Origin of the sequence: Aeromonas sp. 1805, from assembly GCF_013085525.1 — a bacterium.
GTDB classification, from domain to species: Bacteria; Pseudomonadota; Gammaproteobacteria; order Enterobacterales; family Aeromonadaceae; genus Aeromonas; species Aeromonas hydrophila.
In genome coordinates this window covers 2,535,452-2,555,118 of the sequence record NZ_CP038515.1, presented here as the reverse complement: position 1 = coordinate 2,555,118, position 19,667 = coordinate 2,535,452, and the positions used below count along the sequence as shown (strand labels likewise).

Here is a 19,667-nt window from a genome sequence, read left to right as displayed (position 1 = left end):
TGTGTGCGTCTACTCTCTGCCGTTGCCTTCACGCTGCTGTTACCGGCAATCACCGCCTGCTCAGGCCTGCCGGGGCGCCAGCCGGATGGCCCGGCCCCCCTGTTCAGGACCCACATCAACGAGGAGGGGAGCAAGCGCTTCACCTTCGAAGCCGCCCCGCTCGATACCCTGCCCACCCGCCTGCAGGACGATGACGGCAGCCGCCTGAGTCGCAGCAAGAGCCTGCTGGAGCGGCGTGAAGCGCTGCAGGATGCCCAGCTCACCCAGGCGCTGGCCGAGCGCAAATACTGCCGTGAAGGCTACATAGTACTGAGCCAGACCTCCTGGAAGATCCGGGGCGAGTGCAACGAGACCGCCACCCGGGCCGACCGCGACGCCTTCCCCAACAAGGCCTCCTGGCAGGATTGAGGGAAAACCGTCCATAAAAAACGGGCAGCCCCAGGGCTGCCCGTTTTGTCATGTTGGTGATCGCGTGGATCAGACCGGCGCATCGGCCGGGCTGGTCAGCTCGGCGCCGTTGTCGACGCGCTTGTGCCCTTCCACCAGGTGGACGAAGTCCACCAGCTCGTCGCCTGAGACCCGGAACGCCTGGCCGAAGCCCTTGACGAACAGCCCCTGCTCGGGCTTGAGACGAAACAGCACGAAATCCTTGAGGTTGGAGAGCCCCTTGACTATCTCGCCGAAGCGCCCTTCCAGGGCGGCGATGGCCTTTTCCCAGCGCTCGTCGTCACGGGCCACCACTTCGGCCACCGCATCGAAGGTAAGGCGCTTGCGGGCAAACAGTTCGCGGGCTCCGTTCTCGTCCTCGATCAGCATCAGCGACACCTTGGGCACCTGTTGCAGGTTGCGGGCGTGGCGGGCGATCTCGGAGATGAGCACATAGTAGCCATCTTCCTGCAGCACGAAGGGGGCATAGCTGGCATTGGGGTTGCCTTCACTGTCCACCGTCGCCAGCTGCAGGGTGCGGCAACCGTCGCGAAACTCGCGGATCTCCGGTTGCAGGCGGTTCTGCAGACGCTCCTGACGTTCACTCATGCTTTGACTTCCTCTTGATACTGGTGGCGCAGGGCCATGAAGCGTTCCACCTGGGCCGGCAGCAGCTGACGCTGCTCGTCACGCCCCAGATAGACCTTGAAAATGCAGCGACCGCTGTGGCCGAAGAACTGGAAGGAGTGCCCCTCCTTGCCCATGAACAGCTTGCTGACCAGGGCGATGCCGACCACGTTGTCGAGCTTGAGGTGGCCGTGCATCTCGCCGTCGCGCCCCATCAGGTTGTAGTAGCCGCGGGCGCTCTTGCCACGGGGGAAGGGGGCCTTCACCTCGAAGATGGAGCCGTCGGACTCGACGATGGTGGTCACCTGGCCCCAGTCGGCCAGATCCGCCAGCAGGGCTTCGGCCTGCTCGGCGGGCACCAGGGTGACCAGCTCGGCCGGCAGGTGGCGTACCACTTCCCATTCGCTGACGGCCAGCTCGGCGGCGATGGTGGATGGGTGAGCGCTGGGATCTTGTTCCAGCAGCCCATGAATGCGTTGTGCAATGCTCATCGGTTCTCCCTTGGGGTGCCTGTGGCATCCCTGTTCTGTCATGGCGGATACTGTAATGAAGGCCCCAAACCAACGCAATTGATAATCGCTTTCATTCTCAGTGCATTTTTTTCGACGGCTTGATATTCTCGGCGGCAACCCAACTTCATTCACCCTTCGGAGGTTAGCATGGGCCGTCGTTTTGCCCTCGCACTCAGCCTGCTCGGCTGCTCAGCCTGGTCCCTGCCCGTTCTGGCGCAGGAACGTATCGTCAGCATAGGCCCGGCCACCACGGAACTCATTCTGGCGCTGGGCGGTGAGCAGAGCCTCATCGCCACCGACATCAGCAGCCCAGAGCCGAAAAACCTGCCACGGGTCGGCTATCACCGCGCTCTTGCCGCCGAAGGGATCCTGAGCCTGGCGCCGACCCGGCTGGTCGGCAGCGACGAGATGGGGCCACCGCCCGCCCTGGAGCAGTTGCGCCGGGCCGGGGTCGAGGTGGACGTGCTGCCCACCGCCCCCACCCTCGCCAACCTCAACCAGCGCATCGATACCCTGGCCGCCCTGCTCAAGGATCCGGCCGCCGGCTCCCGCCTGAAGGCCGAGATCCAGACCCAGAGCGAGCAGCTGGCCGCCCAGGCGAAGCAGAACGAACCGCTCAAGGTGGTCTTCCTGCTGCTGCACAAGGGCCAGCCCACCAGCATCGCCGGCGGCAACACCACCGCCAGTGCCCTGCTCACCCTGGCCGGCGGCGTCAACCCGGTGGCCCAGTTGCAAGACTACAAGCCCGTCTCCACCGAATCCCTGATCGAGCTGCAGCCCGATCTGGTGCTGGTGAGCGGCCGCGACTGGCAGCAGTATCAGGATCCTGAAACCGTGCTGAGCCAGGTGCCCGCCCTTTCCGCCACCCCGGCCGGCAAGAACAGGGCCATCCACGCCATCGACGGTCACGCCCTGCAAGGGGGGCTCAGCCTCACCTCGCTGCAGCAGGCCAGCCAGATCGCCAAGTGGATCAAGCTGGGTTCATGATGCGTCTGCCACTGCCCTGGCTGCTGTGCCTCACCGGCGGCGCTCTGGCGCTGCTGCTGGTCGGATCCTTGGCCACCGGCCCCATGGCCCTCTCCTTTGGCGAGAGCCTGCGTGCCCTGTTCGCCGGCCAAGGGAGCGGGATTGAGGCTCACAAGCTGCTGATCGTGCAGGAGATCCGCCTGCCGCGTACCCTGCTTTGCATCGCCGTAGGGGGGATTCTCGGCCTCTGCGGCGCCGTGATGCAGGGGCTGTTTCGCAACCCCCTGGCCGACCCCGGCATCATCGGGGTCTCCGGCGGCGCGGCACTCGGCGCGGCGCTGGCCATCGTGCTGCTGGCCCCCCTCGGCCAGCAGTGGCAGAGCCTGCTCGGCATCGGCCTGCTGCCCCTGCTCGCCTTTCTCGGCGGAGCGCTGACCACCACCCTCGTCTATCTGCTCGGCACCCGGGAAGGCGGCACCTCGGTCACCGTCATGCTGCTGGCCGGGGTGGCCGTCACCGCGCTGTCCGGCGCCGTCATCGGCCTGCTCACCTATCTCGCCGACGATCAGATGCTGCGCAACCTGAGCCTGTGGCAGATGGGGTCGCTGGCGGCGGGCAAGCCGGTAGACGTGGCGCTGGCGCTGCTGACCCTGGTTGCCCTGCTCATTCTGTTCTTGCGCGATGCCAACCCCCTCAACGCCCTGCTGCTGGGTGAAGGGGAGGCCCGCCACCTCGGCATCCAGGTGCAGTCCCTCAAACGGCGGCTGATCCTGCTCACCGCCGCCGGGGTCGGCGTGGCGGTGGCGGTGGCCGGCATGATCGGTTTCGTCGGTTTGGTGGTGCCCCACCTGGTACGGCTGCTGACCGGCCCCAACCACGTCCGGCTGCTGCCGCTCTCCGCCCTGCTCGGGGCCGCCCTGCTGCTGGGCGCCGACATGCTGGCCCGCACCCTGCTGGCGCCGGCCGAGATGCCGGTCGGCATCATCACCGCCCTGCTGGGCGCCCCCTTCTTCATCTGGCTGCTGGTCAAGGGCCGCCGGACGCTTTAACCGGAGGACTCCTCTTGTCTGCTTCATCGACCCTGCTGCACTGTCGCCAGCTCAGCCTCAGCCGGGGTGGCCGCCCCATTCTGGACAGGCTCGACCTCAGCCTGCAGGCGGGCAGCCTCACCGCCCTGCTCGGCCCCAACGGCGCCGGCAAGAGCTCGCTGCTCAAATGCCTCACCGGCGAGCTGGAACATCAGGGGGAGATCCGCCTGTTTGGTCGGGAACGGCAGGAGTGGGCCGGCACCGAGCTGGCCCATCGGGTTGGGGTGCTGCCGCAGAGCTCGTCCCTGAACTTCCCCTTCCTGTGCGAGGAGGTGGTGGCCATGGGCCGGCTGCCCCACAGCGAACCGGCCAGCCGGCGCGACCAGATAGTCCGGGCCGCCATGACCCATGCCGGGGTCGATCACCTGGCCGGCCGGCTCTATCCCGGCCTCTCCGGCGGGGAGCGCCAGCGGGTGCAGTTCGCCCGGGTGCTGGCCCAGATCTGGCAGGCACCGGACGAACCGCAGCAAGCCCGGCTGCTGCTGCTCGACGAACCCACCTCGGCGCTCGATCTCAAGTACCAGCACCAGCTGCTCACCATGGCGCGCGCCCTCGCCGCCCGCCATACCGCCGTGCTGGTGGTGCTGCACGACCTCAATCTGGCGGCCCGTTACGCCGACCGGCTGGTGATGCTGGAACAGGGCAGAGTGATGGCAGACGGCACCCCGCGCGAGGTGCTGACGCCTGATCTCATCGATCGGCTCTACGACTACCCGGCCCAGGTGATCCTCCACCCCGAAAGCGGGCTGCCCATGGTGGTGTGATGCGGTGATGGCCGTGCGGCAGATAGCAACAGAGCGCCATCAGGCGCTCTGTTTGTTTGCAAGGCGGGCAGGCTAATCGCCTGCCAAACAGCCTCATATGATTCTTTTCTCGTCAAGCGATCTGATAGCGGCCCGGCTTGTGGTTGAGTGTCAACACCAGGTTACAGATGATGGCCGCCACCACGGAGAGCGCCAGGATCCAGGGTTGCACCACGAAGAAAGAGGCGATGACGATGGTGCAATCCAGCCCCATCTGCAGCTTGCCGGCGCGGATGCCGAATCGATCCTGGATAAACAGCGCCAGGATGTTGAAGCCGCCCAGGCTCGATTTGTGGCGAAACATGATGAGCAACCCCATGCCGATCAGGGTACCGCCTATCAGCGCCGCGTAGACCGGCTCAATCTTGCCGATTTGCAGCACGGCGTTGAGGTGATCCGTCATGAAGGAGACCGCCGCCACCGAGACGAAGGTGTTGAGGGTGAAGCGCGGCCCCATCCTGAACCAGGCCAGGGCATAGAAGGGCAAGTTCATGCCGAAGAACAGCAGGCCGAAGCTCAGCCCCGTCACCTGCTGCAGCAGCAGCGCCAGCCCGGCGGTGCCGCCGGTGAGCAGACCGACCTGATGAAACAGAAAGATGCCGAGGGAGACGAAGCCGGCCGCGGTCAGCAGGGCGATGACGTCTTCATAGAGGGGGTGCGCAGTCCGAACGGAGTGCGCCGAGCCAGGGGTGTTGTCCATAACCGGTATCCAATAGCGAAGTGAAAGAGTGTCAGTTGCCCGTCTGGCGGGCGCGAGCCCTGTCCGCAGGGCTTCGTTATGGGGTTCAGTCTATTTTTTGCGACCATGATCACAATAGTTGCCGCCCACGCCCCGTTTTGGTGCCTGTCATTCTCCATTGACAGCCGCTGCACCAAGATGCAGCATGCCGCGCCTGAGCCGCCCCCGCTGCGCCGACACGGGCGGCTTGCCATGGCACAGATGCGCCGGCTCTGCTACAAAGCGCGCAGCCCCTTTTCCCATCACCGTCAGGAGCCCCATGATCTGCACAGGACCCCAACCATGAAGTATCTGGTCACCGGCGCCGCCGGCTTTATCGGTTTTCACGTGGCCAGACGGCTGTGCGAGGCGGGTCATCAGGTGGTGGGGCTGGACAACCTCAACGACTACTACGAAGTGAGCCTCAAGGAGGCTCGCCTGGCGATGCTGACCCCCTTCCCCCATTTTCGCTTCGTGCAGGGCGAGCTGGCAGACCAGGCCGGCATGGCCGCCCTGTTTGCCGAGGGGCAGTTCGAGCGGGTGCTCCACCTGGGTGCCCAGGCGGGGGTGCGCCACTCGCTGGAAAACCCGTTTGCCTACAGCGAGAGCAACCTCACCGGCATGCTGACAGTGCTGGAGGGGTGCCGCCAGCACGGCATCCGGCATCTGATCTACGCCTCCTCCAGCTCGGTCTACGGCATGGGCGAGCAGCTGCCGTTCAGTGCCGATCAGCAGGTGGACCACCCGGTCTCCCTCTATGCCGCCACCAAGAAGAGCGGCGAGCTGATGGCCCACGCCTACTCGGCGCTCTACGGCCTGCCCACCACGGGGCTGCGCTTTTTCACCGTCTACGGCCCCTGGGGCCGGCCCGACATGGCCATCGCCAAGTTCACCCGCGCCATCCTGGCGGGCGAACCCATCGACGTCTACAACCAGGGCGATCTCAGCCGCGACTTCACCTTCATCGACGACATCGTCGAGGGGATCCTGGCCGTCGCCGAGTTGCCGCCCCGCCCCAACCCTCACTGGCACGCCGGCGAGCAGAGCCCGGCCGAGAGCGCCGCCCCCTATCGCATCCTCAACATCGGCCATGGTCAGCCGGTGCGGCTGCTCGACTTCATCGAGGCGCTGGAACAGGCGCTGGACAGGCCCGCCATCAAGCGGATGCTGCCGATGCAGGCGGGCGACATGCACGCCACCTGGGCCGACAGCGAGCCCCTCCACACCCTCACCGGCCTGCGCCCCGCCACCTCCATCAAGGAAGGGGTTGCCGCGTTCGTACGCTGGTATCTCGACTACTACCAGCCCGCCCGCTGACCCATTCAGGCACGGCGTGCCTGCCGAGCGGGCACCAGCACCATGACCGCCATGGTCAGCAGCACGCCGAGCACGCCCCAGCCCACCTGCCGCCAGATCACCTCCTCCCCGCTCAGCATGCCGGTCAACAACACCAGCACCGGGATCAGGTAGGTGTAGGCCGAGACCTGCTCCGGCTGCAGCACCACGCTCCCCTGCTGGAACAAAAAGAAGCTGAGCGCCGTGGCAAACAGCGCCAGATAGGCAAGGCCGAGCCAGAGCGGCAGCGACACCTGCTGCCAGTCGGTTGTCAGCAGCCGCGGCGCCACCACCAGGGTAAGCAGCAGGGTGGCGCAGATCAGGGTCCAGCAGGTGAGGTGGGCAAACGACTCGCCCCGGTAGTAGCGCTTCACCAGTATGGGGTTGAGTGCCATCCCCACGCAGCCCAGCAGATAGATGCGGTTGCTGGGGGTGAGGCTCAGGCTCGCCAGCTGGCTCAGCTCACCGCGAAAGATGATGAGAGCGGCCGCCACCATGCCCCCCAGCAGGGCGAACGCCATCGACCAGCCGATGCGGCGCTGCAGAACAAGCATGCTGGCCAGCGCACTGATGAGGGGCACCGTGGTGTAGAGCGCGCTGGCATCGAGGGCGCTGGTCTCCTGCAACGCCACGAACATGGCGACGAAGTAGCAGAGGGCCGGCAGCGAGATGAGGGTATAACGCCCCAGATCCCGCAGCGAAGGTAGCGCGAGACGGCGCTGACACGCCAGCAGAATCACGAAGGTGAGCGCCGCCAGCAGGTAGCGCGCCCAGGTCACCACCAATGGGTCCAACACCGCGGTGAGGGCGCTGCCGATGGGAAAGGAGAGGCTGATGAGCAGGGTGAACAGCAGCACCTTGCCGTGGGCCTGCACGAAATGAAAACGGGGATGGGACATGGCATGCACCTGTGCAAAGGGGCGCCCCGCCGGGCGCCGCACTGGATTGGAATGATTCAATAACTGCCGTCGGCAGCAACCGGCTTCTTGCCTTCGATAGTGGCCAGCAACTGGCCAAGCAGGCTGGAGGCGCCGAAGCGAAAGCGATCGGCAACCAGCCACTCATCGCCAAAGAGTGCGGCCGCCATGGCCAGATACTCCCCCGCCTCCTGCGCGCTTTTCACCCCGCCTGCCGCCTTGAAACCCACCCGATTCTGCGCACCGCACTCGGCGATGGCCGCCAGCATGATGCGACACGCCTCGGGGGTGGCATTGACCGGCACCTTGCCGGTGGAGGTCTTGATGAAATTGGCCCCCTCCTCGATGGCGAGCAGGGAGGCGGCGCGGATAAGCGCGGGCTCCTGCAGCTCGCCGGATTCGATGATCACCTTGAGCAGCCGCGTTCCGCACAACGCCTTGCAGCCGCGCACCAGTGCCCGGGCAGGTGCCTCGTCCCCCGCCTTGAGCGCACGCCAGGGGATCACCAGATCGATCTCGTCGGCGCCATCGAGCAGGGCTGCGCGGGTCTCGGCCAGCACGACATCCAACTCATCGTCGCCGTGGGGGAAGTTGACCACGGTGGCGACCTTGATTTCGGGGGTGCCCTGGGCCGCTAGGGTGAGCCTGGCCAGCCCCACGAAGCGCGGATAGATACAGACCGCAGCGGTGTTGCCGACCGGGGTCTGCGCCTGATGGCAGAGCGCTATGATGCGCGCGTCGTGGTCATCGTCATTGAGGCTGGTGAGATCCATCAAGTGGATGGCTCGGCTGGCGGCCTCGGTGGCGGCGCAGGCAGGTGCAAAAGCAGTAGCTGGAATCATGGAAGGCTCCTGTCGGGATAAGAAAGGGGCGCCGCAGCGCCCCGGGATAAAGGATGGGACGCTCAGGCCAGGGAGAAGAAGATCCCGGCGATGGCGGCGCTCATCAGGTTGGAACAGGTGGCAGCCAGCACGGTACGCAGGCCGTAGCGGGCGATGAACTCGGTGCGGGAAGGGCAGAGGGTGCCGAGGCCACCGATCAGGATCCCCATGGAGGCCAGGTTGGCAAAGCCGCACAGGGCAAAGCTGATGATCACCTTGGACTTCTCCTCCAGCACCTGCAGGCCGGCGGCGGTCACAGTGCTGGCGTCTTTCAGGTAGGGGGAGAGGTCGCTGTAGGCCACGAACTCGTTCACCACCAGCTTCTTGCCGATCATGGCGCCAGCGATGCCGATGTCCGCCAGCGGTACCCCGAGCAGGAAGGCGAGCGGCGAGAAGATCCAGCCCAGGATGAGCTCGAGGGAGAGCGGCATGCCCACCATCTCCCCCACCCCGCCCAGCAGGGTGTTGACCAGGGTCACCAGGCCGATCATGGCGATCAGCATGGCGCCGATGGCCGCCGCCAGCTTGAGGCCGCTGCTGGCCCCCTCGCCTGCCGCCGCCAGCACGTTCTCCGGCTTCTTGCCGTCAAACTGGATGCTGTTGTCGAACACATAGTCCGGCTGGCTGGTTTCGGGAATGATCAGCTTGGCGAACAGGATCCCGCCCGGCGCCGCCATGAAGGAGGCGGCCAGCAGGTACTGCATGTCGACACCCATCATGGCGTAACCCGCCAGCACGGTGCCGGAGACCGAGGCCATGCCGCCACACATGACGGCGAAGAACTCCGAATCGCTCATCTTGGGCATGTAGGGCTTGACCACCAGCGGCGCCTCGCTCTGGCCGACGAAGACGTTGGCCACCGCCGACATGGATTCGGTCTGGGAGGTGCCGAGCAGTCGCGCCATGGCGCCGCCGATGAAGCGGATCACCAGCTGCATGATGCCGAGATAGTAGAGCACGGCGATCAGCGCCGAGAAGAACACCACCAGCGGCAGCACGTTGAGGGCAAACACGAAGCCGATGCCGTCCACCGAGAAGTTGACCAGGTTGCCAAACAGGAAGTGGATGCCCGCCTTGCCGCTCGCCAGCACGGCGTCGACCCCGTGAGCCATCCCCTCCAGCGCCCGGCGCCCCAGCGGTACATAGAGCACCAGGGCACCGATGGCGACCTGCAAGGCCAGCGCCAGCCCCACGGTGCGCAGGCTAATGGCCCTGCGGTTGGTCGATGCGAGCACGGCGATGAGGATCAGCGCCGCCATACCGAGAAATCCTGCTGCAAACATAACTGACCTCCTGGTCGTTCCCTGCTTACTGAAAGTGGTGCTTGATAAAGGCGTTGATGAGGCGGATGAAGTCCGTTTCCGCCAGCTTGGCGCACTTGAGGGTCTGCTCATGGGAGAGCTGCACGTCGCCAAGCCCCTCCGCCATGTTGGTGATGGCGCAGATGGCCAGCACCGGCAGCGCACAGTGAGCGGCGCTGACCACTTCTGGCACCACCGACATCCCCACCACGTCGCCACCGATGATCTGCATCATGCGGATCTCGGCCTCGGTCTCGAAACAGGGGCCGCTGTAGGAGACGAACACCCCCTGATTGACGGCGATCCCCTCCCGCTCGGCCAGCGCCAGCGCCTCGCTGCGCAGGCTCTTGTCATAGGCATTGGCCAGACTGAAGAAGCGCGGGCCGTAGGCCTCGTCATTGGCGCCCGTCATGGGGGTGCCCGGCATGGTGTTGATGTGATCGTTGAAGATGACCAGGGAGCCGACCCCGATCCGCTCCGGGCGCAGCGAGCCGGCCGCGTTGGTCACCAGCAGCAGCTCGCAGCCCAGCCGCTTGAAGGTGCGCACCGGGGTGGTCATCACCTTCATGGTTTCGTGTTCGTAGTAGTGGCCGCGCCCCTTCATGCAGACCACATCCACCCCGTGCAGCTTGCCGAGCACCAGCTCGCCGCTGTGGCCGGCCACCGTGCTGACCGGGAAGCCGTCCAGCTCCTCGTAGGGAATGGTGACCTTCTCCTCCAGCGCATCGGCCAGCACACCGAGGCCGGAGCCCAGGATCATGGCGGCGCGGGGGGCAAACCCCGGCTTGCGGGCGAGAATGGTGGCGACGGCGTTGAGTACCGGATCTTGTTGCATGAGCTGCACCTCTTGAGGCTGTAAATGGGACATGGCGCTCACTCTAGGGGAGGTATTGGGCGATAAAAATCGCTAAAATCGGCCTGACTATCCTGATTTTCAGCACAATTTCCCGCCGGGAGATGGCTGAAAACCAAAGGAACTGGCATGAATGGCGCTGATTGGCCCCGTTTTGCCGCCAGCCAGTCCCGCCACGGTCAAAACGGACCGGCAAAGGTGTGAGCCGGATCGACCATCCGCCGCGCAGCGGCCCTGCTGCCGCACGCACCGGTCGCGCAAACTTTGACGGGGATCGCACCCGGCCCTCAATCAGCCACCGAAGGAGGTCGCTTGGCCCTCGACAGTCACTGGCGCGATCGCGTCACCCTCAAGATGCTGCGCTACTTCCATGCGGTGGCCAGCCAGGGGCATTTCAGCCGGGCCGCCCTGCAGCTCAATGTCTCCAAGTCGCCGCTCAGCGCCCAGATAAAGGAACTCGAATCCCTGCTGGGGCTGGCGCTGTTCGAGCGCCACACCCGCCAGGTGAGCCTCACCGCCACCGGCCGGCTGCTGCAGGCCGAGTGCGCCCTGCTGTTCGACGTGCTGGAAAGCGGCCTCAACCGGGTGGTGCAGGCGGGGCGCATGGAGCGTAACCAGATCCGCATCGGGCTGGTCAGCTCCATCTTCTGGGCCGGCTTTGGCGAGGTGATCCGCCAGTGTCACCAGCGCCACCCCGAGTTCGAGATCACCTTCACCGAGCTCTCCCCCGAGCGGCAGAAACAGGCGCTCGCGCGCAAGGAGATAGACCTCGGCCTCGCCCGCTTCGCCGACACCGTCAACATCCATCCGCTGCTGGCCGAAACCATCTATCGCGAGTCCATGGTGCTGGTGGTGTCGGACGAGCATCCGCTGCGGGATCGCAAGCTGGTCTCCCTGCCCGAGCTGGCGGGGGAGCCGTTCGTCCTGATGAGCCGCGCCAACTCCTCCTCTACCGACCTCATCATCAACGCCTGTCTGGTGGAGGGCTTCTACCCCCATCTCAACCAGGAGGTGGTCGAACCCAACACCCTGATGGCGGTGGTGGCCACCAGCCTGCAGGTGGCGCTGGTGCCGGCCAGCTACGCCCGCCAGAAGTGGCCCCACGTGCGCTTCATCCGGCTCGAGCAAGCGATCCCCGCCGATCTCTGCGTGCTTTACGCCCCGCCCGGCGACGGCCAGCCGGCCGCGGTGGCGATCCGCCACTTCATCGACACCATGAGCGCGCAGATGAACCGGCCGACCGCGGATTGATGAGTTAATCGGATGGCGCTTAACTACCTCCGCCCTTAGGATGGGGATGTGAAGCGGATGGCGGTTTGCCGGGCACCGACTGGGGTATACTGGCCACACTTGGTGCCACACGGGCACGCATCCGCGCCCTCACCATGATGAGAAGGAGTCACCTCATGATCCGTATTCTGCTGTTGCTGGGCGCCGCCTTGTCTGCCTACGGACTGCAACAGAGCCACACCCTGGCGCCACTGCTGAGCCTGCTCGGCCTGCTCTCGCTCTGGGTGGCGAGCGAAATTCGCCTGATGTATCGCCAGCTGCCCGCCACCGAGCCGGACGAGCAGCCCTATCACCTCGACGTCTGAGGGGCCAGCAAGGCCCCTCCCTTCCTCTCTCCTTGTTCATGCCTGGTCAATTCCATGAAACCGACTCGTCCCCTCTGCTCTCTGCTGTTGCTGCTTGGCTGCCTGCACGGTGCCCCGCTGCAGGCCCGCACTCCCTGCCCGGCCGGTGATGACTGTCCGCCGGCGGACAATGGCCAGTGGCTCCCTGAACCGGGCAGCGATGGCAGCGCCGGTGCCAACGGCATGGACGGTGCTGATGGTATTGATGGCGCTGACGGTATCGATGGGGCCGATGGGGCCGATGGGGCCGATGGTGCCGATGGTGCCGATGGTGCCGATGGTGCCGATGGTGCCGATGGTGCCGATGGTGCCGAGCCTGGCCAGGGGCAGCTTATCTAGCAACCCCTTTGCTGGCTGCGATCCTTATGAGCCGTCGCCAACCCCTGCCGCATCAGCTTCGGTCATTGGTTCCATACCGTTTTGATCTCTGGATACCCGGATCCATAACAACAGGATCCACTGGATTAATGGCGGAGCAGGCCATGTTCCCCTATATCTTCTGTACCCCAACAGGAGAGAATCCATGTCGAGTTCCAGCGAAAACAGGCTGTTTTTGCTGCTTTTTTTATCGCTGTTGCTGGCCGGCACCGGGCAGGCAGCGGCGCAAAGCAGGGATTTCAGACAGGCGCCCAAGGCGCTCAGCGCACTGAAGAAAGGTCAGCAGGCACAGAGTCAGGGCAACCTGACCCAGGCCATCCACTTCTACTGCGCCGCCGCCACCACGGGTAACCCGGAAGGTTACTTTCGCATCGGCCGCCTGCTCGCCACCGGCCCGGGCTCGGTTCGCAACCCCCGCATGGCCAACGCCTACCTGGCCATGGCGATCCGCCTTGGCAACCAGCAGGCCGCCCGCTACTACAACAACCGGGTCGGCAATGCCGTGATGGGGGATCAGTGCGGCAGCGGCGTCGGTGGATCCGGCGGCTACTTCGCCGCCATTCCCACCACCCCCTTCAATCTGGAGGCCTATCTGGCCCGCCAGTCGCCCGCCAAGCAGAAGCTGGCCACCATGCTGCGCCACGCCGCCAAGCGCCACCGCATCGACGAACGGCTGGTGCTGGCCATCGCCATCGCCGAATCCAACCTCGACAGCCGCGCCGTCTCCCCCAAGAATGCCCAGGGGCTGATGCAGCTCATCCCCGAGACCCAGCAGCGCTTTGGGGTGACCCGCCCCTTCGATCCGGAGCAGAACATCAAGGGCGGCGTGGCCTATCTCAAGTGGCTGCACACCCACTTCGACGGCAACTGGACCCTGATGTCGGCGGCCTACAACGCTGGCGAAAAATCGGTGGAGCAGTATGGCGGCATCCCCCCCTATCAGGAGACCCAGCAATATGTGCGGCGGGTACTCTACTTCGCTGGCCACAAGCAGCCCTGAGCCAGGCTCCCTGCCGGCCCGCTATTGACAAAAACCATACCTGCATTTGCGCAATCGTTTGCCTTTCGGTAGGATCCGGCGCTTTCTCGCACGTTCTACAGGTAATCCATGAATTTCATCAAACGCTGCTCGCGCCTGCTCACCCTGCTTGCCCTCTTCTCCTCCGCCGTCGTGGCGGCCAAGCCGGCTCCCGCCCCCATCCTGATCCAGGGGGCGATGGATGTCGAAGTCGAGACCCTGGTGGCCGCCCTCAAGGACAAGCAAGAGCTGACCGTGGGCGCCTGGACCTACTGGCAGGGCACCCTCTCGGGCTATCCGGTGGTCGTCTCCCGCACCGAGGTGGGGCTGGCCAATGCCGCCGCGGCCACCACCCTCGCCATGGAGCGCTTCCAGCCACGCCTCGTCATCAACCAGGGCACGGCGGGCGGCCACGATCCGGCGCTGCACCGGGGTGACATCGTCATCGGCACCAAGAGCTTCAACATGGGGGCCTACCGCAGTGATCTGACGCCCGCCGAGCAAGGCGTCGACCCGAGCAGATGGCACAACTTCGAGGTCACCATGCGCCTGCGCGACAACGGCAAGCTGGTGGAACACTCCGCCTTTGCCGGCGATCCCGAGCTGGTCGGCCGCGCCCTCGGCATGGCCGACCGTTATCGTCACGGTCGGGTGGTCCCCGGCATCATAGGCACCGCCGACGAGTGGAACCGCCAGGTCGCCCGCATCAACTGGCTGCATCAGACCTACCATACCGCCGCGGAAGAGATGGAGACCTCCTCCGCCGCCCTGGTAGCCGAGGCCTACAAGGTGCCCTTCGTGGGCATCCGGGTGCTCTCCAACACCGATCTGCACGGCGAGGAGTTCGATCCGCAGACCGCCATCCACTGCCAGCAGTTCGTCATCGATTACGCAAAAGCGCTCATCAACGGCTTCAACAAAGCCTGACATGCCAGAGAGGCCGCCACTATGGCGGCCTCTCTACTTTGTAATCCCTATCAGGCAGGACTTGCCCCACGGTTTCTCCCGCAGCCGATATCAACTCCCCGGACATGCCCTGCGCCCATAGTGGCGGTAGTAACCCACCAGATTGCTGACCAGAAACAGCCCCTCCATCAGTGCCGCCACGGGCGACCCCACCAGCAGGTTGTTGGCCAGCCAGCAGAGGGTACCCAGCAGCATCCAGCGCCGCAGCAGGCGATCATCTAGGCAAAACGCAGCCCGGGTCTGCAGCAGGCTGGCCAGCAGCCCGATCAATGAGAGTACGCCCTGATAGGTCGCCAGCGCAGCCGCACAGGCCAACCCCATGAAAAACCACATAAAGATGCGCCTAACCAGCCAGATACTCACCAGAAAGCGCACGCTGGCCAGCAGCAACAGGCAGGCGGCCGACCACTGCCCGAGCAGGGCAAAGTGACCGGCATTGAGCGCGCAGGAGAGGGCCAGACAGGCCAGGATCCTGCGACGATCCCGCAACTGAAACGACAACAGATCGAGCAACAAGGCCAGGCTCACCACCAGTTGCGACCACAGAAACAGCGACATCATCCACCCCTCGTCCGTCATTTGGATGGCGCAGCATGAGGGGATGGCCGGAGAGCGGCATTAACCCGTGTTAATGCGCCGGCGGATCCGCGACAGGGTGACCGGGCTGATGCCGATGTAGTTGGCGAGCTGCACCTGAGTGAGCCGCGCCGGCCAGTGAGGGAAGGTGCGGCAGAGCTCCCGGTAGCGCTCTTCGGGGGAGTGCAGCAGCAAGAAGGCCTCCTTGCGCTCCTTGTAGCACAGCTGCTGGCGCAACAGGGCCATGCAGACCGGCTGCCAGGCGGGCTCGTCCAGCAGGGCGAGCGGTACCCGCACCAGCTGCAGCGCCGTGACGGCCTCCAGCTGGTAGCGGGCAGGCGACCCGGTGAGCCAGCTGTCGTAGAGCAGACAGAGCTCCCCTTCGAAGTAGAACTCCTTGCAGCGCTCCTGCCCGTCCCAGGCGTAGTGACAGGCGCGGGCGATGCCTCGCTCGAGGTAGAAGGCCGACTCCTGCATCGCCCCCTGGGCCAGCAGCGGCTGACCCGGCTGCAAGGTCAAACGGGGCAGGCTGGCGGCAAGCGGCTCACCGATGACGGGTGACAGCCCCATGGCGGCGAGGGTGGCCGCCAGAGGCGGGGCTGAAGGCAGGCTGGTCATGCAAACTCCGGGGCAAACAGGGCCTTCATCATGCCAAGTTTGGCGCCCCGTTGCAGCAGGCTGTGATGGCCCCGGCAAAGGGAATGGCCGACCGGGTGCCACCTTTGCCCCCCCTCGCCCATTGGTTTACAATCGACGGGTTTTTTGGAACCCGGTTGACCTGCGTCGACCTGGCCCCACCACGACATCAGTCTGTTAATGTCAAGACATTAACCTGCTGAAAAGGAAGAGAATTAGCCAATGGCTCAATTTATTTACACCATGAACAGGGTCGGCAAGGTAGTGCCGCCCAAGCGTCATATTCTCAAGAACATCTCCCTCTCCTTCTTCCCGGGCGCCAAGATCGGCGTGTTGGGTCTGAACGGCGCCGGTAAATCGACCCTGCTGCGCATCATGGCGGGCATCGATACCGAGATCGAAGGGGAAGCCCGTCCGCAGCCCGGCATCAAGATCGGCTACCTGCCGCAGGAACCGAAGCTGGATCCGGAGCAGACCGTGCGCGAAGCGGTCGAAGAGGCGGTCGGCGAGGTGAAACGCGCCATGGCCCGGCTGGACGAGGTCTATGCGGCCTACGCCGACCCGGATGCGGATTTCGACAAGCTGGCCCGCGAACAGGGCGAGCTGGAAGCCATCATCCAGGCCCAGGGCGGCCACAACATGGAGAACCAGCTGGAGCGCGCGGCCGACGCCCTGCGCCTGCCGGCCTGGGATGCCCAGATCAAGCACCTCTCCGGTGGTGAGCGCCGCCGGGTGGCGCTGTGCCGCCTGCTGCTGGAAAAGCCGGACATGCTGCTGCTGGACGAACCGACCAACCACCTGGATGCGGAATCCGTGGCCTGGCTGGAGCGCTTCCTGCATGACTACGAGGGCACCGTCGTGGCCATCACCCACGACCGTTACTTCCTCGACAACGTGGCCGGCTGGATCCTGGAACTGGACCGCGGCGAAGGGATCCCGTGGGAGGGCAACTACTCCTCCTGGCTGGAGCAAAAAGATGCCCGTCTGGCGCAAGAAGCCAGCACGGAAGCTGCTCGTCGCAAGTCTATCGAGAAAGAGCTGGAGTGGGTTCGCCAGAACCCGAAAGGCCGTCAGGCCAAATCCAAGGCCCGTATGGCTCGCTTCGAGGAGCTCAACACCAACGACTACCAGAAGCGCAACGAGACCAACGAGCTGTTCATTCCGCCCGGACCGCGCCTCGGCGACAAGGTGGTGGAGGTGGCAAACCTCTGCAAGTCCTACGGTGACCGCCAGCTGATCGACGATCTCTCCTTCTCCATTCCGAAGGGGGCCATCGTCGGCATCATCGGTCCGAACGGTGCCGGTAAATCGACCCTGTTCCGCATGATGTCGGGTCAGGAGCAGCCGGACTCCGGTTCCATCACCCTGGGTGAGACCGTGGTGCTGGCCTCGGTGGATCAGTTCCGCGACAGCATGAACGACAAGAAGACAGTGTTCGAGGAAGTCGCCGACGGCCAGGACATCCTGCGCATCGGCAACTACGAGTTCCCGAGCCGCGCCTACATAGGCCGCTTCAACTTCAAGGGCGCCGATCAGCAGAAGCGGGTTGGCGAGCTGTCCGGTGGTGAACGCGGCCGTCTGCACCTGGCCAAGCTGCTGCAGACCGGCGGCAACGTGCTGCTCTTGGATGAACCGACCAACGATCTGGACATCGAAACCCTGCGCGCCCTCGAGAACGCCCTGCTGGAGTTCCCGGGTTGCGCCATGGTCATCTCCCACGACCGCTGGTTCCTCGACCGCATCGCCACCCACATCCTGGACTACCAGGACGAGGGCAAGATCGCCTTCTTCGAGGGCAACTTCACCGAATACGAAGAGTGGAAGAAGAAGACCTACGGCGCCGAGGCCATCCAGCCGCACCGCGCCAAGTACAAGCGCATCGCCAAGTAACAGGGCAAACAAGTGCGGCTTCTGTATCAGCCGCACCGTTCCCATCACGACAAGCGCATCGCCAAGTAAACCGGCACATGCCACAAGGGGAGCCCAGGCTCCCCTTTCTTGTGCCCGATCGCTTACAATCCAAGACGGATACCTTATGCATGGATGTAGCAAGATGACGACCCAGCCCACCACAGAGAAGAAACTGACCATCCAGATCCGGGTCGAGCCCGGCTGCCTCGGGCCGGACGGCAAGGCGCACATCGAGACCTTCTGCGCTGCCGCCGCCAAGATCTTCGCCGCCGTGGAGCCCGAGCTGGTGAACTGGACCCTGCTGCCCCGCTATGACAAGCAGTTGCCGGAGCAGGAGTTTTTCATCGACGGCCGCAAGCTGACCGAAGAGCAGGCCAGCCTGTTTCTGCGCCGCCTGGGGCGGGAGCTGGGGGAAGTGCAGGAGACCCTCGACTCCGTGCTGGCCCAGCTGGTGGAGCGCTACTTCAAGACCCTCTGATGGGCAGCTGCCTGCGCAAAAGGTTCTCCAGCGAGAACCTTTTTTATTTTCGGCAGGGCAAACGTTTGAATTTTTGCTCTATTCATTGATCCGCCTCGCAGATCCGGGGTTTGTAAACGGCGCCGCCTGTGTAAAAATGTGCGCGCTGTCACGGTATCAGGACGAGTCTGGTTGTTTAACCACCAGAAACAGGGCATCACGCCCGCATGGATGGGACCGGCTCCTCGCCTGCTGCTTATTTCACGTCACCTATTGGAATCCAACATGAATCAACCACACCAGGCCCCCGCACAGGCCGCCGGGCAAGGATTGCTTGAGCGTCTGTTTGCCCTGAAGGGCCATGGCACCAACGCCCGCACCGAAGTGATCGCCGGCATCACCACCTTCCTGACCATGGTCTACATCGTCTTCGTCAACCCGCAGATCCTCTCTGCGGCAGGCATGGACACCCAGGCCGTGTTCGTCACCACCTGCCTCATCGCCGGCATCGGCAGCATCCTGATGGGCCTGCTCGCCAACCTGCCCATCGCGCTGGCCCCGGCCATGGGCCTCAACGCCTTCTTCGCCTTCGTGGTGGTGGCCGGTATGGGCTACTCCTGGCAAGTGGGCATGGGCACCATCTTCTGGGGTGCCATGGGCCTGCTGATCCTCACCCTGCTGCGGGTACGCTACTGGCTCATCGCCAACATTCCGCTCACCCTGCGGGTCGGCATCACCGCCGGCATCGGTCTGCTGATCGCCCTGCTCGGCCTGCACAACGCCGGCATCGTAGTCGCTAGCCCCGCCACCATGGTGACGGTGGGCAACCTCACCTCCCTGCCCTGCCTGCTGGGGCTGCTCGGTTTCTTCCTGATCTGCATCTTCTCCGCCCGCGGCGTCCACTCCGCGGTGCTGATCGCCATCGTGGTAACCACCACCCTGGGCTGGCTGTTTGGCGACGTCACCTTCAAGGGCTTCGTCTCCATGCCCCCCAGCATAGAGCCGGTATTCGGCCAGCTGGATCTGATGGGCTCGCTCGACATCAGCCTGGCCGGGATCATCTTCTCCTTCATGCTGGTCAACCTGTTCGACTCCTCCGGCACCCTGATCGGCGTTACCAACCGCGCCAAGCTGGCCGATGACAAGGGGCACTTCCCGCGCATGAAGCAGGCCCTGCTGGTGGATAGCGCCAGCTCCGTCGGCGGCGCCTTCATGGGTACCTCCTCGGTCACCGCCTTCATCGAAAGCAGCTCCGGCGTCGCCGTCGGCGGCCGTACCGGCCTCACCGCCATCGTGGTCGGCCTGCTGTTCCTGCTGGCGATCTTCTTCTCTCCGGTGGCCGCTATGGTGCCGGCGTATGCGGCGGCGGGCGCCCTCATCTACGTGGGCGTGCTGATGTGCTCCGAGCTGACCCGGGTGAAGTGGGAAGACCTGACCGAAGCGGTGCCGGCCTTCATGACCGCCGTCATGATGCCGTTCAGCTTCTCCATCACCGAGGGGATCGCCGTGGGCTTCATCTCCTACTGCGTGATGAAGGCGGGCACCGGCCGCTGGCGCGAGATCAACCCCTGCGTGCTGGTGGTGGCTCTGCTGTTCGTACTCAAGTTCGTCTGGGTCGACAGCCACTAAGCCGCGACGCACAAACACAGCGCAAACAAAAATGC

The 19,667-nt window shown here is 64.8% G+C and carries 22 protein-coding genes; 13 read left to right on the top strand and 9 right to left on the bottom strand.

Translation table 11 applies throughout. From position 1 onward, the window contains the following. The first annotated feature begins 3 nt into the window (after positions 1–3). The gene (locus tag E5E96_RS12105) at positions 4–408 is read left to right on the top strand and encodes a lipoprotein (RefSeq protein WP_010634919.1); all 405 of its coding nucleotides are present in this window, start codon (positions 4–6) and stop codon (positions 406–408) included. A 69-nt stretch (positions 409–477) separates the two neighbouring features. Here the strand turns inward: E5E96_RS12105 and hutZ are convergent, their stop codons facing one another. Beyond that, on the bottom strand, positions 478–1,035 hold the full coding sequence (gene hutZ / locus E5E96_RS12100) for a heme utilization protein HutZ (protein ID WP_024944358.1): 558 nt from the start codon (positions 1,033–1,035) through the stop codon (positions 478–480). Continuing rightward, a complete protein-coding gene (gene hutX / locus E5E96_RS12095; protein ID WP_011704903.1) occupies positions 1,032–1,544 on the bottom strand; it encodes a heme utilization cystosolic carrier protein HutX in 513 nt (170 codons plus the stop codon). The genes hutZ and hutX overlap by 4 nt, the downstream gene beginning before the upstream one ends. Before the next feature lie 168 nt (positions 1,545–1,712). Here hutX and E5E96_RS12090 point away from each other — a divergent pair, with 168 nt between their 5' ends. The 3 genes from E5E96_RS12090 to E5E96_RS12080 are packed head-to-tail and all read left to right on the top strand — an operon-like array spanning position 1,713 to position 4,383. After that, entirely contained in the window at positions 1,713–2,552 is an 840-nt protein-coding gene (locus tag E5E96_RS12090) for a hemin ABC transporter substrate-binding protein (protein WP_171282237.1), read from the top strand. Next, complete coding sequence (locus tag E5E96_RS12085) at positions 2,549–3,580, top strand: iron ABC transporter permease (RefSeq protein ID WP_171282236.1); 1,032 nt, start codon at positions 2,549–2,551, stop codon at positions 3,578–3,580. Before E5E96_RS12090 ends, E5E96_RS12085 begins: the two co-directional genes overlap by 4 nt. 14 nt (positions 3,581–3,594) lie before the next feature. Further along, positions 3,595–4,383: a heme ABC transporter ATP-binding protein gene (locus tag E5E96_RS12080; protein ID WP_045528106.1), complete on the top strand. Its 789-nt coding sequence runs from the start codon at positions 3,595–3,597 to the stop codon at positions 4,381–4,383. A 112-nt stretch (positions 4,384–4,495) separates the two neighbouring features. Here the strand turns inward: E5E96_RS12080 and E5E96_RS12075 are convergent, their stop codons facing one another. Further along, on the bottom strand, positions 4,496–5,122 hold the full coding sequence (locus E5E96_RS12075; protein ID WP_171282235.1) for a YitT family protein: 627 nt from the start codon (positions 5,120–5,122) through the stop codon (positions 4,496–4,498). Positions 5,123–5,443: 321 nt separating this feature from the next. Here E5E96_RS12075 and E5E96_RS12070 point away from each other — a divergent pair, with 321 nt between their 5' ends. Next, complete coding sequence (locus E5E96_RS12070) at positions 5,444–6,457, top strand: NAD-dependent epimerase (RefSeq protein WP_171282234.1); 1,014 nt, start codon at positions 5,444–5,446, stop codon at positions 6,455–6,457. A gap of 5 nt (positions 6,458–6,462) precedes the next feature. On the opposite strand, the gene E5E96_RS12065 is transcribed toward E5E96_RS12070, so the two are convergent. The 4 genes from E5E96_RS12065 to xapA form a co-directional block, all read right to left on the bottom strand. Next, a complete protein-coding gene (locus E5E96_RS12065; protein ID WP_171282233.1) occupies positions 6,463–7,374 on the bottom strand; it encodes a DMT family transporter in 912 nt (303 codons plus the stop codon). A gap of 56 nt (positions 7,375–7,430) precedes the next feature. Next, positions 7,431–8,234, bottom strand: coding sequence for a deoxyribose-phosphate aldolase (deoC, locus tag E5E96_RS12060; RefSeq protein ID WP_171282232.1), 804 nt, complete (start codon positions 8,232–8,234; stop codon positions 7,431–7,433). Between the two features lie 62 nt (positions 8,235–8,296). Continuing rightward, positions 8,297–9,556 carry a NupC/NupG family nucleoside CNT transporter gene (locus E5E96_RS12055; RefSeq protein WP_171282231.1) on the bottom strand — a complete coding sequence of 420 codons (1,260 nt, stop codon included), beginning with the start codon at positions 9,554–9,556 and terminating at the stop codon, positions 8,297–8,299. A gap of 25 nt (positions 9,557–9,581) precedes the next feature. Beyond that, positions 9,582–10,409, bottom strand: a complete 828-nt coding sequence (gene xapA / locus E5E96_RS12050; protein ID WP_171282230.1) for a xanthosine phosphorylase — start codon at positions 10,407–10,409, stop codon at positions 9,582–9,584. Between the two features lie 330 nt (positions 10,410–10,739). On the opposite strand from xapA, the gene E5E96_RS12045 reads away from it, so the two are divergent. The 5 genes from E5E96_RS12045 to mtnN all read left to right on the top strand — a co-directional run bounded on the left by E5E96_RS12045 (position 10,740) and on the right by mtnN (position 14,384). Further along, a complete protein-coding gene (locus tag E5E96_RS12045) occupies positions 10,740–11,678 on the top strand; it encodes a LysR family transcriptional regulator (protein ID WP_101149413.1) in 939 nt (312 codons plus the stop codon). Between the two features lie 155 nt (positions 11,679–11,833). After that, on the top strand, positions 11,834–12,022 hold the full coding sequence (locus E5E96_RS12040) for a hypothetical protein (protein ID WP_017782097.1): 189 nt from the start codon (positions 11,834–11,836) through the stop codon (positions 12,020–12,022). Positions 12,023–12,076: 54 nt separating this feature from the next. Continuing rightward, entirely contained in the window at positions 12,077–12,400 is a 324-nt protein-coding gene (locus E5E96_RS22425) for a hypothetical protein (RefSeq protein WP_216368085.1), read from the top strand. A 184-nt stretch (positions 12,401–12,584) separates the two neighbouring features. Further along, positions 12,585–13,439: a lytic transglycosylase domain-containing protein gene (locus E5E96_RS12030; RefSeq protein WP_171282229.1), complete on the top strand. Its 855-nt coding sequence runs from the start codon at positions 12,585–12,587 to the stop codon at positions 13,437–13,439. A gap of 108 nt (positions 13,440–13,547) precedes the next feature. Next, positions 13,548–14,384, top strand: coding sequence for a 5'-methylthioadenosine/S-adenosylhomocysteine nucleosidase (gene mtnN / locus E5E96_RS12025; RefSeq protein WP_171282228.1), 837 nt, complete (start codon positions 13,548–13,550; stop codon positions 14,382–14,384). Positions 14,385–14,474: 90 nt separating this feature from the next. Here the strand turns inward: mtnN and E5E96_RS12020 are convergent, their stop codons facing one another. After that, positions 14,475–14,984 (bottom strand): YgjV family protein, encoded by a 510-nt coding sequence (locus E5E96_RS12020; RefSeq protein WP_171282227.1) that lies wholly within the window; start codon positions 14,982–14,984, stop codon positions 14,475–14,477. Between the two features lie 57 nt (positions 14,985–15,041). Continuing rightward, entirely contained in the window at positions 15,042–15,617 is a 576-nt protein-coding gene (locus E5E96_RS12015; RefSeq protein ID WP_171282226.1) for a Crp/Fnr family transcriptional regulator, read from the bottom strand. A 240-nt stretch (positions 15,618–15,857) separates the two neighbouring features. On the opposite strand from E5E96_RS12015, the gene ettA reads away from it, so the two are divergent. The 3 genes from ettA to E5E96_RS12000 all read left to right on the top strand — a co-directional run bounded on the left by ettA (position 15,858) and on the right by E5E96_RS12000 (position 19,632). Beyond that, positions 15,858–17,525: an energy-dependent translational throttle protein EttA gene (ettA, locus tag E5E96_RS12010; RefSeq protein ID WP_016349627.1), complete on the top strand. Its 1,668-nt coding sequence runs from the start codon at positions 15,858–15,860 to the stop codon at positions 17,523–17,525. Between the two features lie 163 nt (positions 17,526–17,688). Continuing rightward, the gene (locus tag E5E96_RS12005) at positions 17,689–18,024 is read left to right on the top strand and encodes a hypothetical protein (protein ID WP_041218398.1); all 336 of its coding nucleotides are present in this window, start codon (positions 17,689–17,691) and stop codon (positions 18,022–18,024) included. 264 nt (positions 18,025–18,288) lie between these two features. Further along, the gene (locus E5E96_RS12000) at positions 18,289–19,632 is read left to right on the top strand and encodes an NCS2 family permease (RefSeq protein WP_005304142.1); all 1,344 of its coding nucleotides are present in this window, start codon (positions 18,289–18,291) and stop codon (positions 19,630–19,632) included. Positions 19,633–19,667: the final 35 nt, after the last annotated feature.

Excerpts from the sequence above, each read along its gene's own strand:
- E5E96_RS12015 (WP_171282226.1), bottom strand. The coding sequence starts at position 15,617 with ATGACCAGCCTGCCTTCAGCCCCGCCTCTGGCGGCCACCCTCGCCGCC.
- E5E96_RS12005 (WP_041218398.1), top strand. The coding sequence starts at position 17,689 with ATGACGACCCAGCCCACCACAGAGAAGAAACTGACCATCCAGATCCGG.
- mtnN (WP_171282228.1), top strand. The coding sequence starts at position 13,548 with ATGAATTTCATCAAACGCTGCTCGCGCCTGCTCACCCTGCTTGCCCTC.
- E5E96_RS12085 (WP_171282236.1), top strand. The coding sequence starts at position 2,549 with ATGATGCGTCTGCCACTGCCCTGGCTGCTGTGCCTCACCGGCGGCGCT.
- E5E96_RS12070 (WP_171282234.1), top strand. The coding sequence starts at position 5,444 with ATGAAGTATCTGGTCACCGGCGCCGCCGGCTTTATCGGTTTTCACGTG.
- E5E96_RS12090 (WP_171282237.1), top strand. The coding sequence starts at position 1,713 with ATGGGCCGTCGTTTTGCCCTCGCACTCAGCCTGCTCGGCTGCTCAGCC.
- E5E96_RS12075 (WP_171282235.1), bottom strand. The coding sequence starts at position 5,122 with ATGGACAACACCCCTGGCTCGGCGCACTCCGTTCGGACTGCGCACCCC.
- hutX (WP_011704903.1), bottom strand. The coding sequence starts at position 1,544 with ATGAGCATTGCACAACGCATTCATGGGCTGCTGGAACAAGATCCCAGC.
- E5E96_RS12065 (WP_171282233.1), bottom strand. The coding sequence starts at position 7,374 with ATGTCCCATCCCCGTTTTCATTTCGTGCAGGCCCACGGCAAGGTGCTG.
- xapA (WP_171282230.1), bottom strand. The coding sequence starts at position 10,409 with ATGCAACAAGATCCGGTACTCAACGCCGTCGCCACCATTCTCGCCCGC.
- E5E96_RS12040 (WP_017782097.1), top strand. The coding sequence starts at position 11,834 with ATGATCCGTATTCTGCTGTTGCTGGGCGCCGCCTTGTCTGCCTACGGA.
- E5E96_RS12000 (WP_005304142.1), top strand. The coding sequence starts at position 18,289 with ATGAATCAACCACACCAGGCCCCCGCACAGGCCGCCGGGCAAGGATTG.
- E5E96_RS22425 (WP_216368085.1), top strand. The coding sequence starts at position 12,077 with ATGAAACCGACTCGTCCCCTCTGCTCTCTGCTGTTGCTGCTTGGCTGC.
- hutZ (WP_024944358.1), bottom strand. The coding sequence starts at position 1,035 with ATGAGTGAACGTCAGGAGCGTCTGCAGAACCGCCTGCAACCGGAGATC.
- E5E96_RS12020 (WP_171282227.1), bottom strand. The coding sequence starts at position 14,984 with ATGATGTCGCTGTTTCTGTGGTCGCAACTGGTGGTGAGCCTGGCCTTG.
- E5E96_RS12055 (WP_171282231.1), bottom strand. The coding sequence starts at position 9,556 with ATGTTTGCAGCAGGATTTCTCGGTATGGCGGCGCTGATCCTCATCGCC.
- deoC (WP_171282232.1), bottom strand. The coding sequence starts at position 8,234 with ATGATTCCAGCTACTGCTTTTGCACCTGCCTGCGCCGCCACCGAGGCC.
- ettA (WP_016349627.1), top strand. The coding sequence starts at position 15,858 with ATGGCTCAATTTATTTACACCATGAACAGGGTCGGCAAGGTAGTGCCG.
- E5E96_RS12030 (WP_171282229.1), top strand. The coding sequence starts at position 12,585 with ATGTCGAGTTCCAGCGAAAACAGGCTGTTTTTGCTGCTTTTTTTATCG.